Source organism: Rhodococcus sp. ACS1 (assembly GCF_002300155.1).
Classification (GTDB): Bacteria; Actinomycetota; Actinomycetes; order Mycobacteriales; family Mycobacteriaceae; genus Rhodococcus_F; species Rhodococcus_F koreensis.
On record NZ_NSDZ01000016.1, the window covers coordinates 1 to 15013 of the forward strand.

17 protein-coding genes are annotated in these 15013 nt (G+C 65.6%); 2 read left to right on the forward strand and 15 right to left on the reverse strand.

Annotated features, from left to right (window positions below; translation table 11 throughout):
• A partial coding sequence (locus CJ179_RS49560) for an AlpA family transcriptional regulator (protein WP_143549087.1) occupies positions 1-228 on the forward strand: 228 nt, incomplete at its 5' end.
• A 308-nt stretch (positions 229-536) separates the two neighbouring features.
• Here the strand turns inward: CJ179_RS49560 and CJ179_RS49565 are convergent.
• The gene (locus tag CJ179_RS49565) at positions 537-1760 is read right to left on the reverse strand and encodes a cytochrome P450 (protein WP_095866398.1); all 1224 of its coding nucleotides are present in this window, start codon (positions 1758-1760) and stop codon (positions 537-539) included.
• Positions 1761-2024: 264 nt separating this feature from the next.
• On the opposite strand from CJ179_RS49565, the gene CJ179_RS49575 reads away from it, so the two are divergent.
• The gene (locus CJ179_RS49575; RefSeq protein ID WP_095866400.1) at positions 2025-2804 is read left to right on the forward strand and encodes a hypothetical protein; all 780 of its coding nucleotides are present in this window, start codon (positions 2025-2027) and stop codon (positions 2802-2804) included.
• A gap of 162 nt (positions 2805-2966) precedes the next feature.
• On the opposite strand, the gene CJ179_RS53635 is transcribed toward CJ179_RS49575, so the two are convergent.
• The 14 genes from CJ179_RS53635 to CJ179_RS49640 all read right to left on the reverse strand — a co-directional run bounded on the left by CJ179_RS53635 (position 2967) and on the right by CJ179_RS49640 (position 14973).
• Positions 2967-3308 carry a hypothetical protein gene (locus CJ179_RS53635; RefSeq protein ID WP_257016421.1) on the reverse strand — a complete coding sequence of 114 codons (342 nt, stop codon included), beginning with the start codon at positions 3306-3308 and terminating at the stop codon, positions 2967-2969.
• A gap of 220 nt (positions 3309-3528) precedes the next feature.
• Positions 3529-3840 (reverse strand): hypothetical protein, encoded by a 312-nt coding sequence (locus CJ179_RS53640; protein WP_257016422.1) that lies wholly within the window; start codon positions 3838-3840, stop codon positions 3529-3531.
• Positions 3837-4463, reverse strand: coding sequence for a hypothetical protein (locus tag CJ179_RS49585; RefSeq protein ID WP_095866401.1), 627 nt, complete (start codon positions 4461-4463; stop codon positions 3837-3839). Before CJ179_RS49585 ends, CJ179_RS53640 begins: the two co-directional genes overlap by 4 nt.
• Before the next feature lie 76 nt (positions 4464-4539).
• Positions 4540-5052: a DUF6884 domain-containing protein gene (locus CJ179_RS53645; RefSeq protein ID WP_257016423.1), complete on the reverse strand. Its 513-nt coding sequence runs from the start codon at positions 5050-5052 to the stop codon at positions 4540-4542.
• Positions 5053-5457: 405 nt separating this feature from the next.
• Positions 5458-6699, reverse strand: a complete 1242-nt coding sequence (locus CJ179_RS49595; protein WP_095866402.1) for a hypothetical protein — start codon at positions 6697-6699, stop codon at positions 5458-5460.
• A 208-nt stretch (positions 6700-6907) separates the two neighbouring features.
• Positions 6908-8002: an ADP-ribosylglycohydrolase family protein gene (locus tag CJ179_RS49600; protein WP_095866403.1), complete on the reverse strand. Its 1095-nt coding sequence runs from the start codon at positions 8000-8002 to the stop codon at positions 6908-6910.
• Complete coding sequence (locus CJ179_RS52030; RefSeq protein WP_164709583.1) at positions 7999-8169, reverse strand: hypothetical protein; 171 nt, start codon at positions 8167-8169, stop codon at positions 7999-8001. Before CJ179_RS52030 ends, CJ179_RS49600 begins: the two co-directional genes overlap by 4 nt.
• A 65-nt stretch (positions 8170-8234) precedes the next feature.
• Complete coding sequence (locus CJ179_RS49605; protein ID WP_095866404.1) at positions 8235-10241, reverse strand: ADP-ribosyltransferase; 2007 nt, start codon at positions 10239-10241, stop codon at positions 8235-8237.
• Positions 10242-10719: 478 nt separating this feature from the next.
• Positions 10720-11268 (reverse strand): hypothetical protein, encoded by a 549-nt coding sequence (locus tag CJ179_RS54370; protein ID WP_373560206.1) that lies wholly within the window; start codon positions 11266-11268, stop codon positions 10720-10722.
• Between the two features lie 65 nt (positions 11269-11333).
• Positions 11334-11840 carry a hypothetical protein gene (locus CJ179_RS52440; protein WP_095866406.1) on the reverse strand — a complete coding sequence of 169 codons (507 nt, stop codon included), beginning with the start codon at positions 11838-11840 and terminating at the stop codon, positions 11334-11336.
• A 731-nt stretch (positions 11841-12571) separates the two neighbouring features.
• Entirely contained in the window at positions 12572-13054 is a 483-nt protein-coding gene (locus tag CJ179_RS49620) for a hypothetical protein (protein WP_095866407.1), read from the reverse strand.
• Between the two features lie 409 nt (positions 13055-13463).
• Positions 13464-13946 carry a hypothetical protein gene (locus CJ179_RS49630; RefSeq protein ID WP_095866408.1) on the reverse strand — a complete coding sequence of 161 codons (483 nt, stop codon included), beginning with the start codon at positions 13944-13946 and terminating at the stop codon, positions 13464-13466.
• Complete coding sequence (locus tag CJ179_RS49635) at positions 13930-14688, reverse strand: HNH endonuclease family protein (RefSeq protein ID WP_257016425.1); 759 nt, start codon at positions 14686-14688, stop codon at positions 13930-13932. Before CJ179_RS49635 ends, CJ179_RS49630 begins: the two co-directional genes overlap by 17 nt.
• A 9-nt stretch (positions 14689-14697) precedes the next feature.
• Entirely contained in the window at positions 14698-14973 is a 276-nt protein-coding gene (locus CJ179_RS49640) for a hypothetical protein (protein WP_095866409.1), read from the reverse strand.
• Positions 14974-15013 lie beyond the last annotated feature (40 nt).

Genomic DNA, 15013 nt, shown 5'->3' on the forward strand with positions numbered 1-15013 from the left:
CTCACCTCGCAGGAGTGCATCGACCTGATCAAGGCCGAGTCCGGCACCGAGATCTCCGCCTCGACGTGGCGCTCGTATGTCGCCCGGGGGCAGGCGCCGGCCCCGGTCGAGAAGATCGGGCGAACGCCGCTGTGGAAGCGCGGCGAAGTCATCGAGTGGGCTAACAACAGACCCGGGCAGGGCGCGCGCACCGATGTGCAGAAGCCTCGGCGCCGACGCTCAGAGTGATTGGCGTTCGCCCGCATTCGATGTCACTGGAGTTCGACTCTCTACCCTGAGCTGCACAGATGACATGCCCCTGCCCGCCGGCTGTCTCTCCCGACCCCGGAACGCCCCCGTCCACGCTGGGAGGACGGGGGCGTTTCGGCGTTCGGAGACTCTGCCGCTAGACGATTCTCCGAAGTCGGATACCGGAGTGAGCGAGTGACCCCGGTGACTCTTCGATGTCCCGTTTGGAGTCAGAGCGGAGGGGACATGTCATCTTCGCAGGTCAGGCTTCTTTTATCCGGTGGTCGAGGTGGCGCCTCGGGGCACCGTCAGTCACGTGTCCGGACTGGAAGTGAATCGATGCCGCTGATGAACGCGGAGAGCAGCAGTTCCGGTTCGCCCACCGCGTGGAGGGCGGGATGGGCGGTGAACAGTTCTTCGAGCATGACGCGCAGCTCCAGCCGTGCGAGGTTCATACCCAGGCAGTGGTGGATGTTTTTCGCGCCGAAACCGAGATGCTTGCCTGCGTTCGCGCGGGTGATGTCGAACCGGCCCGGACCGTCGAAGATGCGTTCGTCGTGGTTCGCGGACAGGTACCACATGACGACCTTGTCCCCCGCCGCGATGTGGGCGCCGCCGAGCTCGGTGTCGACGGTCGCGGTGCGCCGCATGTAGGGCACCGGCGAGGCGTAGCGGATCACCTCGTCGATCGTGTTGTCGATGTGGCCGGCGAAATCGGCGAGCAGCAGTTCTCTCTGGTCGGGGTGCTCGGTGAGCAGATGCAGCGCCCAGGCCAATGCTTGCCGGGTGGTCTCGAAACCAGCCGTGATCAGCAGGATGACGAACGAACCGAACTCGGTCGGTGTGAGGGTCTCGCCGTCGACCACCGTCGACACCAGCCGGGACGTTAGATCCTCGCCGGGATCCGTCTTGCGTCGCTCGCCCAGCTCGAGGGCGTACCCGTAGATCTGGCCCAGGCCGGCCGCGCCGCCGGGTGCGGTGACGAACTCCTGATCACCACCTCCGGCGATGACGTCGGCCGCCGCGGCCAGGATCATCGGCCGGTCGCTCTCCGGGATCCCGAGCAACTCGCAGATCACCTGCACCGGCAACCGGGTCGCAACGTCGGGAACGAAGTCGAACTCGGCATCTCGGGGAAGGTCCGCGGCGATCTGCGCAGCGTAGCCGCGCACCCGCTCGGCGATGCCCCGCACCGACGCCGCGGTGAACGCCGATTGCACGATGCCGCGCAGACGCCGGTGACGGGGGTCGTCCATGGCGATCATCGACATGGCGAACTCGAGGATCTCGACCGGGACGTCGTCGATGGTGAAGCCCTTGGCCGAGGAGAAGACCTCCGGGTTCCGGCTCACCGCCACCACGTCGTCGTATCCGACGACCGACCAGAAGCCCGGACCGGCCGTTTCCGCGTGGAACTCGATCGGCGAACGCTGACGAAGCTCCTCGAACATCGCGCGACGGCCCGCGAAACTGCGGTCCCAGAACGCCCGTGATGCGGGCGAGATGATCTTTTCGGACGCAGAACCCGTCACCGGTCCCCCTCGGTCGGTCGAACAGATGCCTGCGACCCTACTGGGGAAGTAAGGGTTCGGCCGCGTCGTTGACACGAAAAGGGTGCTCCTGAGGTGGTTGAGTGAGGACACGATCATCGGCGTGTCCGAGTTCGAGAAGCGGAGCTCGGCCCACATTTTTTCACTTCGGTTAGGCCACACTGATGAGGCATCGTCGCAGGTCAATAGCTATCATCTAACGGTGCTCCGGCGGTGTGCCGGAGATGAATTGGGGAGGATCGACCTGTGACGTTGAGGGTTCGGCTCGGTGACCTGCGAGTGGTGCGCGATCATCCGTTGGGGGTGACCGAGGCAGGGTTTCGGGCCGGATTGACCCAGTCCGAAGCGTTCGCCAGAGGTCGCGGCCCCTTTCCCGGTGATGCCGAGAACGTCGGCTCCGAGCGTGAACTGTTCGTCACCGCGCCGGACGACGAGGTGCTCGCGGTGGCGGCGATCACCGGTGTCCGCGAGTACGACGACGAACTCGTCGTCGACGGGGACCTGGTTGCCGATCACGAACGGGTGGGGACGAGGCTGCTGATCCGGACCTCGGCCGAGAACGTGTTCTCCTGCGCGGATGAGGAATCGGCGTGGGCGGACTCGGTCGAGCGGGCTCGATGGGTCTATGTGCGGGCGTTGGTCGAGGTCGCGACGGTCAAAACGGCGTCCTACGACCGCCGGCTAGCGAGCGCAGATCCCGCCGCCGATCCCGACGTGACCTTGGCCAATGCCGACGAGGCGATGCAGGTGGTTCCCCGGTACGTGATGATCCACCGCAGCGGAAAGCTGCGTCTCGGTGGGCCGTACGCCGACACCGCGGACTGGGACGGCCACGTCGAACCCTGGACGGACCACGGATACGTCGATTGCCTGCGCCTCGACGATGTCCTGGGCATCAGCGGCGATCTCGACATCGCCGTGATGCGGTCACTCACCTCACGGGTCGCCGCCGCGGAACTCCTCGAGTCGATGGGATGGGACAAGGTCATCCGCCGATTCGTCGACGCCCGCACCACTGCGCGGTAGTTCACCGGGAAGCGCGGTTTGCGCCAGTAACACCGTTTGAACTGCAGTGATGACACGTCCCCGCGCGTCTGTGGTCCACCGAATCGGCTGACGTGATCCTCGCCTCGCCCAACACAGACGAAACCCCAGCCCTGGGAGGGGCTGGGGTTTCGTTATCCCAGGTCAGGCCTGACGAAGTTCCCTGTATGCGAGCGTCCGGGTGGTGATCGTCTCACTGCGGTCGGTGACCGCCGTGGCCGGCGTCGTCGGGGTGGTGGCCTGCGCCGCGACCAGACGCCCGATTCGCCCTGCGGCCTGTTCTGCTCGTTCGGCACGCTCGGCGCCCTGCTGTGCGAGCGCATCCGCGGTGGCGAGTTCGGCCGACAGCCGCGTTACTGCTTCGGCCGCACATCGCAACGCCTGGACTGCGTGGGCGATTCGGGCGCACGACAGTGCGTAGGTCTGGTCGTCCTCAGGCGCAAGCGCGCCCGTTACCGGATTCGCCCGCCGCGGTGATGGCGTCATGCAGTTCTGTGGCCGCGAGAACCCGGGAGCCGATGTCCCAGATAGCCGCCCGCAGGTCCACGTCGGTGAACAAACCTTCTCGCCACGCGGGAATCTTTGATCGTTTCGACGGTCAGGACAGCGTCACTCATGAGTTCGCGCACCTCGTGAGGTGCAGCGGCCAATCGGTTGCCGGTGATCTCGTTGGGCTTTCGCTTGTTCCTGGCTGCGCCGATCGCTGTCATGCCGCCCACTGCAGCGCCCCCACGAGGACTGTCGCCGCGGTTGCGCCGGCCAGTGTCCAGAAGGCGTCGGAGTGGTCGGTGAGGAAGCTCACCTCGACGTCCGCGAAGGCTGCCAGCGCGACCGTTGCCCCGGCGAACAGCAGCGGGATCGCCGTCAGAATGGTTCCGCCGATCGAGAGAACGACGACGCCGAGCAACACAGTCATCAGCCCGTCTTCCGCTGGGCGGGACGGCGGCGGTTCGGATTCCTTCAGGACGACCGTGGACCAGTCCAGGGAGGTCGCCGCGATGTTGTCGTCTTCATTCATCCACTTCCGCCTCCGTGTCCTCGCTGCGCCAGCATGCGGTCAGATACCTGCAGTCGGCTCTCTTCTCGGTGCAGCCGCCATTTCTGGGTGCCCGCAGCACCAGCAGCGATCACCATGACGGCAGCCATGAACACAATCGCAACGGTCGCGCCGAGGTCGTCCGTCGTGGTCTCAGGCGAGCTTTCACCAATACTCATGCTGGCCACCAGGAGCAGCACGCCGAACTGGGCGATGAATCCGCCCAAGAGCCACACGAGTCCAACCAACAGCGGCGGCATCCAGTGACGGCGGTCGGGGCGGCCAGATGCGGCCCGCAGTTCGTTGTCCAGCGACCATGCGCGGCGTTTCGAGTACAAGCTCGCCACCGCGAAGACCGTACCGACCAACACCGTTACGCCGAAGAAAGCGAGGATGGTTGTGGCGGACAGTCGTGCGCCGAAAAGCCCTGCCACCCCGGAGTAGAGGAACAGCAGGCCATAGAGGGCGACGAGCGACATGGCTGCGACCGTCGCCTGGTTCTTGGATCGATCCCCATCACTCCAGCTCCGCACGACCCCCAGCAGCGGATACAGCGCCCCGCCCAGAAACGCCACCCCCAGAGCGAGCATTGCAACGTTCAGCATTCTTGTCTCCTCCCTACCAAGACCGGGCATGAGTTGCCCGGTGGGCAATGTAGCGCGGCATACCCACATGTCTGGGTCATGCCGACTTCTGATGCAGGCCAGTGTGGTCGAGACCTCCACCGGCGGCGATTCCTGCGAGACGCTGCAGCTGTTCGCCCATGCTGCGGCTGCCGGCCAGCGGAGTGCGGGCGTGCGGCCACACGGCGGTGACGATCCGGCTGTAGTCCCGCCCCGCCAGCACGACGACGTCCGGGGCGCCGAGGAGTCCTCGGTCAGCGGCCTGGGCGTGGACGGTGTCGGCGGTGACGGAGCCGGGGCGGCCGAGGCGCATTTCGTACGGGGCGACGACTGTGTCGAGGTCGAGTAAGCCGTGCAGTCCGGAGAGTATTTGGATGCTGTCGAGGGGTGCCAGTCGGCGGGCAGCCTCTTGGCAAAGTCGGTGGTAGGAGCCGGTATAGAGGGCTCCAGCGGGGGCTGGCTCGTCGCGTTTGCGTCCACCGCACGGCACGATCACCAGAGGTGAGGCCTCCCCGTCGGCGACGGGGACGACGCCATGTGCGGGGACCGCTGCGACGGCCGTCGTAGGCAACGTGGTCGGCGAGGGTCCATGTCAGCCATTCCCAACCGGGGCGTCGGTGCAGGCTTGTGACGCCGCGGTAGTGGGCTTGTGTGAGGAACGGCGTGTGCCACAGCAGCAAATCGGTATTCGGCAGGCGCATTTCGATGCCGTCGTGTCGGCGGAACAGGGTGGTGGTGGGGCCGACAGACAGGGGGATGCCGCCGTACTGGCCACCGCCCTTGGGGCCGATGCCGGGGCGGGAGAAGATCAGGCCGACTTCGAGAACCAGGCCCTTGCCCGGTTCCGGCGAGGTGAGGGTGGGGTCGTTGTAACTGAAGTGCGGGCGAATCATTGGAGGCATGGGCGGAGTCCTTCCGGGGGCGGAGACGGGAGGCCGGGGTGATCCGGTCTGCCGCGCCGTGTCTGAGGTGTGCGCTACGCGGCGGGTTCGAGGTCCTCGAGCTTGGCGCGGGTGACCACGGTCTGGTCCTGGCCGCGGAACGTTTCGTGGTCTTTGACGGTGGCGCGCAGGATCCGCACCCGCTGGCCGGGCTCGAAGTCGCGCAGCCCGGTGGCGAACCACTTGACCAGCTGATTTTCCTCGGTTCGAAGAACAAGCAGGGTCTTGGCGCCGTAGTGGCCGTCGATGATGCGGGAGACGGTCACGGTGGCGTCGAGGTCGGTGACCTTGGCCCTCTTCGGGGCGACGAATCCGGGGACGAGGGTGGCGCGTTCGGCCTGCAGCTGCTGCTGCTGCCGGGCGTAGACCGCGACCAGCGATGCGGCGATACCCACCGACTTCGCGGACACGTAGTCCCCGGCGAGCAGGGTGCGCAGGTTCATCCCGTAGTCGCTGGCCGCATCGACGGTCGAGGCGGAGGCCAGGACAGCGTCGATCAGCTCGGGCTGATCGGCCCGGATCCGGCGGGCCTCGGTCACGCCGTCTTCGAGTTCGCGGCGGACCTCGCTGTTGCGGATGAACTGCAGACCCCACACGGCGGTCGCGATGGTGTCTGCGGTCGCGGGGATCTCGCGGTCGCGGGCCCGGGCGCGGGCGATGTAGCCGCGGCCGCCGTTGGAGAAGGCCAGTGCGAGGGCGATGGTGTCGAGCTTGTGCAGCGACCGATCTCCACGGGTTGCCGCCGGTTCGCCCCATTCTTCGCCGCCCAGTGCGGGCAGGTGCTCGTCGAGGTCGTATTCGAGGGTCCACAGTCCGGCGACTTTCACCCCGAGGAACAGGGTGATGCAGCTGGCGCCGACCTGCTTGATCTCGCCGGTGTCGCTGTGGCGCAGCACGTACAGCTTGGCGCGGCGGCGGAACTTGCCGCAGTAGTCGCAGTGCGGGGTGTCCGGGCGGGTCCAGCCATCGAGGTTCTGCCCCGGTGCGCAGAAGGTCACGTAGCCGGCCTCCTCCTCGACCAGGCGGGCGACGAATACCCAGCCGTCGAACCCGATCCGCGGGGCGGACAGGTTCAGACGCACCCGCTGCTGCGCGGTGGTGATGCCGAGGGCGTTGGTCTCCTCGCGGGCGTAGGGGTCGAGGACGTAGGTGAACCGGTCGGCGATGTTGTTGCGCGCCAGGCGGGCGTTGGCCTTGTCGATCTGCGCCAGCGCGGCCGGCAGGTTGGTCATCGGCAGGTCGTACATCGCGGCTCCCCCTTTGTCTTCGTGATTCATTCAAGAATTACCTTACAGCGTAACGCTGTGATGTCAAACCTTGAGGGGCGCCTCCGGGCGGGACGAGACGTTCGACAGGTCGACCGGCTGGGCGGACTGGGACGCCGCCTAGATAGCGAAATGCCCGCCGGCACAGGTCGTGCCGACGGGCGGAGCGCTGGAGCGAATCCCGATCAACGAGCTGGCGGCGGCTCGCCGATACCGCGTTTTACCAGGGCGGACGACACGTCCCCTGACGCGCTGCGGCGGCGAGCTCCTCTGCGTAGCGGGGTTCGAAAGTCGGATTGAGTCCGCTCGCTGCCCAGTAGTCGGGCTCAGGGTGCGCGGAGCCGATGATTCCGCCGGCGATACAGGCGATGGAGTCGGAGTCGCCGTTGCTCGTCGAGGCCAAGGCGAGCGCCTGGGGGCCGGTCAGCGCGGGAACGTCGTCGCCCGGGGCGGTAGCCATGTCGGCGACCAGGAGAGCCAGGGCGGCGGCGCTGGCCGATTCCCAGCCTTCACCTATGCCGGCGCACGGGTCGCCGTAGCTTGCCGGCTCGACATCCTGCAGTCGGTCCCGACTGTCCGCGGCGCGCATCAGCGCGTCGGCCACGTCGTCATTCAAGCCATCTACCAGTAAAGATGACACGTCCCCTGCGATCGGGGCGAGGACGTCCTGTAGGTAGGGGTCCTCGGTCCAGGTGCTGGTGCCGTTGTAGATCTGCGCTGCGGTCGTGAGGGCATGTTCGAGGAACTGTCCGCGCTGGGCCGGGGCGTGGCGGGTGGCATCGGCGAGCAGCAGCGCCGGGACGACGGCCCGAGGGTGCTTGTGGGTGATCACGGCCTGAAGGGCGGTCAGGCCCAACCAATACGGTTCGGGCGCGAAGGCGGTGGGGACCAGGCGCATCACGGCCCCGCAGCCGGCGGATTCGACGGCCCCGTCCCTGTCGTACCAGCGGGCGCCTGCGCGGAGGTTGTGCAGCGACGTCATGCAGGTGCGGCCTGGGGCGCGGGTGTTGTCGGGGTCGACTTGCCACAGCAGGAACTGTCGGGTGATGGCGTCGGTAACGTTCTCGATGTCGGCGAAGTCGGGGACCTCGGCCAGAGCCCGGTGAAGGGCAATGGTCATCTGGGTGTCATCGGAGACCGTCCAGGTCCCGGCCGGTGGGGCGACCGGGTAGGCCGGCATCTGTGCGTAGCTGGTGAACTCGACCTGGTATCCCCAGGCGTCGCCGGCGGCGAGGCCGGTCAGTGCGTTGGCGTACCGGATGGCGAAACCCTCGGTCGGTGTCGCGTCTTGGTCGATCGACGGTGTCACGGTCATGGGGTCTGTCCTCGTGCGATGGCGTTGGCGGCGGTGCGGACAGTTTCGATGTCCATGAGATCGAGGTCGGCGACGCGGCCGAGGTAGTCCGCGATCGCGTCTGGGGTCATGCCTTCGTCGAGGTGCCGACGGATCTCGTCGAGCTGCTCGTCGTTGAGTGCGGCCATCGTGGGGGTCCTTCCGTCAGCCCCTTCGAGGAGGGGACGTGTCATTTTGGCTGCTGAATATGGATTTAGGCGACCTTCGTGGCGGAGCTGCCGCCGTCTTCGGCCTCGGCGACGAGGTCTTCGGCGACCATGTACACCGTTGGCCGGCCGCTGATGCCGTGGTGGTCGACCTTCACGCACCGCAGGTTGGTACCCATCGGCAAGACGACCTCGTCCTCGGACGAGTAGTTGGAGATGGACTTGACGGGAAGTCCGTCGCGGGTGCGGACGACCATCATGTACGGCGGGTGGCCGGCGAAGTTGTGGGCGGTGCTGTGGTTGGTGCTGAAGCTGGTCACCTTGCCGATCTCCATCCTAGAACCGACGGTAAACGTCGAGTCGATGTACTCCTCGGTGGTGCCCTTCCACCCGCTGGGGATCTGCGTGCCGCGAACCAGTGTCATGGGTGTCGTGTTCGGATTGTGCTCACGGAACTTGTCGAACGCTGAGTCCAGCTGGGACACCACGGTCTTCACGTGTCCAGAGGGGTTGGCGTCGCGGCCGGTGATGGCGGCGTTGATCGAGCGGTAGCTGCCACCGGTGTAGGTCGTCAGTGCGCTGCGCTCCTTGTAGCTCAATACCTTCTGCACGAACGCTGTGTTTGAGGTGGTCAGCGCGCCGATGTTCGACGTTTGCACATGGCCCCCCGGCCCGACCTGGAAGCCCCACGACTTCAGGTCACCGGCCCGCTGAGCGATCACGGCGTAGTCGTCGGCAGTTTCCCTGCCGTAGGCGCGGATTCCACTCCGCCAGAGGCTGGCGTGCTTGTCCGCGCCGAGACTCTGCGGAGGGATCTCGTGGTCGAAATGCGGAATCGTGCCCCCACCGAGGGTCGGTATACCGAGTGCCCGGCGGTGGGCCTTGGCGTAGGCGGCGTCGGCCTCCGCCTTGCTGGCGCCATCGGCGAGGGCCTTCGCGCGCGCCTGCTCGCCAGCCTTTACTGCAGACTGTTGCCGCAACGTCCGCCGGTGCCGTTTGATGCCGTCGTGGATGTCTGCGCGGACCGGGCCTCCACCGGCGGAATCGGTCAACTTGTCCTTCGACTCGGCCATCTCCTCGTCGATGACCGCCTGCTGCGCGGCCGGAGTGGACGCGAGACCTGAGGCAGCTCGACGCGCCACTTCGAGTGCCACGTCTCCCTTCATGGCGTGCGCCTGTCTCTGCAGCTCGGTGGCGTTCGCGGGTAGCGCTTCTGGTTCCGACAGGACGGGAATGCAGTTGGCCTTCGCGAGGGCATCGTTCTTGCCGGTGGCCTGGCCCACTGGATGGTAGGCGTCGCCCTTGCGCTGCAGAATGATGAAATCCGAGGACCCGCGCCGGTAGATCGCGGTGCCGCCATCGAGGACACGGCCCTCGACCTCGGTGACACCGGACCCGGTTTCCATCGCGATGGTGCCGGCGTTGTAGACGCTGGTATCCCGCGGTGTCGATGACAGGGTCGGCTGTCCGCCCTCGGCCAGTGCCTTTGCGGCTTCTGGTGCGGCGCGGCGGTTCACCGACCGGGCGATCGCATCGACCTCGTCATCCGAGAGCGAGGCATAGTACGCATCACGCTCGGCGCCAGTGGCCATGTCGTCGCGCATCCCGAACTTCGCCGCGGCCAGATCTTCCCGGGCCTCGACCTGCCTGCGCTTGGCGTCGAGATGCGCCTGCTTGGCGTCGTCGAGGGCCTGCTGCTTCGTTGCGACGTCGGACGGTGAGCCGGTGCCGTCCTCGACGGCCTTCTTGGCCTTCCTCAGTCGGGCCCGAATTCGGTTGACCGCCTTGCGGGCTTCCTCGGCCTCGGCATCGACGTCGGCGAGGCGTTGCTCGGCCTCATCGAGAGCGGCCTGCGCCGAGGTGATCTGCGGGCCCGTCAACTTCGCCCGCTCGGCCTCGGCGTGGGCGATCAGCAGTTTCGCCGACGGCGGGTTCGCGTGCACACTCGGCATCGGGGTGTCCCCCAGCACCGACTGGTCGATGCCCAACGCGGCCATCAACTCCGGCAGAATGCTCGGTGGCGCCGACTGCACCGCGGCCGCTGTCTCGACCATCCCTTGCTCTTTCAGGTGGTCGACGACCTTCTTCCGGGCGTTACGGCCGTGCCGGCGGTTCGCGTTCGCTTTCGCTGCGGCACTGTAACTACCGCACCCCGGGCACCGGCGGGCTCCGTGTGATTTCGAGCGACACATGAGCGCAGAGTACTGGGGAGATGACATGTCCCCTCCCCCCTGGGTCGGTATGTCGGGAACTGATCGCGGGCAGTGAGAGAACCGGGCGGCAGAACCGGGCGGCGATGCCTGTCCGTCTACTGCTGTTGGTCTGATTTCTTCGGGTCGAACTTCAGATCGATTCGCCCGTCCGGGTATACGGTCAGGTCCATTCGCCCATCGCCGCGGAGCACGGTCGGGCCGTGCTCGTCGAAGTTCGCTTCGGCGTGGGTGGTGTTGTCGAACCACTGAAGGAAGTCGGCGATCGAGCCGATCTTAGCGACGCGCTGATGCAGAGCTGCCTGGTCGTGACTTGTGGCGCCTACTGCAGAGAGCTGCGCCTGACATCGCGAGGCGGGACGTCTGCTCTAACCCCTTTGAACGAGGGATGCCGGAGGCCCCCGCCGGTGAATTCCCGAAAATCCACATCGACAACGACTTTCGCCTCGGCCCAGCGAATCCACGGATCTGCCGCATACGCCAACGATGCGGCCAGTGGGCTCGTCGACCTCCCGAGCAGGGCGAGCAGGTCCCGCAACCGGCGGCGCATGACAGCGGAAAACCCGGTACCGACCTGCCCGATAGGCACAAGACCGCCGGCGTCGCGTTTACGTCTCTGAACTGGAGTTATGCCCCGGCCGGCTTCCCTCCGGACCGGGGCATAACCAGCATAGCAGCAAAGTCGAACATATGTGCGAAGATCAGAAGGTGAGGTCCACAGAAACCGCCCCTGACCAGTGCCCCAACGGTCACGATTTGATCGGCGGAACGTGCCTGGTCGGGTGGGAGGTCTGCGGGTGCGCCAGCGCGGGGCACGGCGGGCATCGCACGTACTTCTGTCGCCACTGCGATACGACGCTGTACGTACCACCGTGCTCAGGGACCGAGTTCAAACCGGGTGAGCGTTGGGCGACACGGGAACAGATGCCTTGATTCTCAGGAACCGAAAATTGAGGCAGACCCACTCCCGGGAGCCGGAGCTGGCGCAGGCACAGCGCTGACAGTGACCAGGACGGGTTGTGTCGTCGCAGAGGCGCTAATCGCCCCCGGCGTTCCCCATTCCTCGTGGCCAGGTTCACCGGAATAGTTGTTCGCGCACGCCCAGTCGACCTGGTACTCACCCACGGGGATGTCCGGGTAGGCGAGCGGACCGCCCCCGGCGGGGATTTTCACGGGATCGAGAGCGCCACCCTCAAGCCAATCACCCAACCCGGCTGAGAACGTGATCGGGTCCACCTCGGGGTTCGTTCCCGGCTTCGTGCCGTAAATCATGCAGAAGACGTCCGCACCAGTGCTATTGGTGATCGTCGTAGTGACGGTGCTTCCACTGACTGTGGCGGTCAGGGCGACATCTCCCGGTGCCGCGGCAGCCGTGCCGGCAGTCAGCAGGGCTACCGCCGGGACAGCGGCGAACACCGCAAGGGAAACACTTCTCAGCTTCATGCCTGTGATGTGTACCAGACGCAGTGCCGCTCATTCACGTGGCGGACACCGGTACTTCTGCCCCAGCCTATGCGGCACCACAGTTCGGATACCTCCGTGCGTCGGCCCCGACCTCAAGCGGACCGGTGGGCAAATCCAGACAACTTCGATCGCTGACAGATCAGGGTGAGCCCGGCCCGCCAGCCTCCGGTGTGTTTCAAACTGACGGCCTCGGCATCCGCACACAGAGCGCGGTAGTCCGCCATCGAAACTACAACCGAGGCAGCAAATCCTGCGAATCACGTCGCGAGCGGCCTTCCACCCTTTGGGGCGAAGTGCGCCCGTCGCCGGCGGTTTCAGGTCGACGAGGGCCGGGTCGTGATGGGCGCTTGTAGTCAGAGAACAGCCGAGAGTGAATTTCCTCGGTGATACTCACCCGGCGGGGATCAGCGGCGCTCGTCATCGCATCGTCTCCTCTCGACTTTGACACGCAGTGAAGGGGACGTGTCATTTCCCTAGCTCAAACGAATGATCACCGGCTCCAGTTCGTCCCATGAGGGGCTCGGCTGGGCTGATCGACAAGGCATAGGAAGCGCCCCAGCTGGTAACCAGACTGGGGCGCTTCCGGCGCGCTCAGATGCCAAGGGGAGGCTTGAGCGGCCATTGCGGGCTCGGGGGGGAGGATCCCGCAATGCCTACAGAACACGAAGCTGCCACCGATTTCAACACAAGTTGTTACCCGTGTGACTGGATCACGTTGAAGTCATTGCCAATACCCGTGACCGCGCCTCCATGTAGCGGGCGAGGAGGGAGAGTATCTCGGCATCGGGGTGGGCCAGTTCGGGCAGGTCTTTCGCACTGACGATCTGGGTATCGAGAGCTGCGATCTGCCGGCGGCATTCCTCGATCGACTCCGGGGTAACTCGGTCCGCGTCCAGGCGGTCGGTGAGGTACCGGATCGAACCGCCGAGGCTGAGACCAGGATTCTGTGTGGTGTTGTCGCTTCGGCGGGCCGCGACCATTTGCCACCATTCGTCCAGCTCAGCCACAAGTGCCGGCTCGTCACCGACTGCACGCAGGGCACGATCGACGGCCGCGGCGTCGGTGATCTCCCCGTCCAAACATCCCGCTCGGGTCAGGATTTGCCCGAGTTGGTGGTTGGCGAGTTCGTCTCCGCGACTCCACCAGAACGACACCATGACAAGTACCTGCCCCGACCGATTGGACTCCCCCATCGCCTCTCCCCTTTCGCTGACGACTGGTCTACCTCACCACAGCTCCGCCTGCGGCCCGGCCGCAGGTTCATCCTGGTCGGTCGCCGACTGCGTTGCCGCGCACATTGGGCAACGTGTGGTGCCGTCGATGATCCACCCGTTGGTCTGCGCGAAGCTGCACGCGTCGGATTTGCCAGCCACTGCGGCGGTGAACCGGTGCTCACACAGATCGCAACGGATCGTCCAGCCATGTCTTCCGCCGGATCGCGTCAGTGTTTGAACAGCCATGCCTCCCCCAAGCTTTCACGAACTGTGCCCTCAGCATGGCACACATCAACTTCGTGGGGGGAAGTCAGGATCGACCCTCCGCGGGCGTCCTTTGCAAGTTCTATCGGCTGGGTGGGTCCGGGTGTGTTTCGGGGAATCCCTGTCAGTCGGTCGCGTGTGCAATTCGTCCTGAGATCTCGGACAACACGTGTTCGGCGCGGTCCTGGGCAAGCTCGGCGCGGCGGGTAAGCCAGGTGCGGATCGGTCTGAAGGAATGAAGTACCGACCGGAGGATCTGCATGACAGCGGGGACCACGGCTCCGCACAGAGCGATTACGGCGAGGTTTCGGAGGACCGGTAAATCGAGGTCATCGCCCAACGTCATGAGAACCCCTGCAATCAGTATGAAGAGAACCATCTCGAGTCCCAGCAGCCCACCGACGAAGTACGCCTCACTCCCCTTTTGCCGTATTACACGACAAAGAATCTTTCTATCGGCGCGACTCAGGCGCAGGTCGCGGTTTCTCAGCGCGCTAAAGCATTGTTCGTCGATAGGGAGTTCACGGTGGACTGCATCGGCGTTGAGGATCATCTGAAGTTCCTTCGTGTCGTTGTTGATATTCGGCTGGTCACCGAGTGCACTCACGACGTGCTGCGTCGACGTCGCCGACTGTGACGGCCAGGTGGTATTTGGCGGCGACTGCCAGGTAGTTCTGCGCGTACTCGCACCTGAATGCGGTGTTCGGGGGTAGCCAGGTGTCCGGCCCCTGGTCTGATTTCGCCTGGTTCGCTTTGCCCTCGGATGCGAGCAAGTTCGAGGCGGTGTCGTTAGCGAAGGCGACGCGTTGTTCCGGGGTCCAGGTGGCGGCTCCGGCTCGCCATCCTCTCGCGAGGGGATAGACGTGATCGACCTGCACAGCGGAGGGCTTCTCGGTCGAGAACGCGATCGTGGTACCGGTGTAGGGGTCGTTGAGTGTGCCCGAGATGACCTTGCAGTCATGGGTGTTCGGCTTGTATCGCACGTCGATCAACTGGGTTCTGAGGATGTCGTTGCGGGTGTCGCAGCCGTTGTGTGAGTCCGGGCCGGTGTAGTTGTCGGTCCAGGATGTGCCGAAGACGCAGCCGTTCCCTTTGCCGCAGTCTCGGTCGTATCCGGGCACTGTGGGAAGTTCGTCGACAACGGTCAGCGCGGCATTCAGCTGGTCGAGGCCTGGTGGGGCATCTGTTGGGGCAGGTGCAGGCTCTTCGGTGTCGGCCACCGTGAAGACGTCAGCCAGGGTGGTGTTCATGTCTGTGACGACGGCAAGCACGCTCTGCTGGCCGACGAGCGCGAGCGCCGCAGCGGCCAGAATGGAGCCGCCGGCCAGCGCCCGGAACTTGTTCGCCATCAGTTCTCCTCAGTTGGTCGCGGCCGCGCCGTCGGTGAACAGGCCCAGCTGGTTCCGGCGCAGCTGCGTTCGCGTGAGCGTGCCGTTGCCGAGCGCGGCTGGGCGGAGGCCGACATGAAACTGGCCGGGGTTGTGCGGGCAGGCGAACACCGCGAGTCCTTTGGCGCCGTGGTGGCGCTGTTTACGGACCTTCTTGGCGTCGCCGCGAGCGAGGTAGCTGCGTTGTCGGCACTGTGCGCACCAGACCCACCGTGCGGCGGGATTGTGTGATCGGTGGGTAGTCATGACAGTTCGCCTCTCTACGTGCAGATTCGGTATCGGAGGC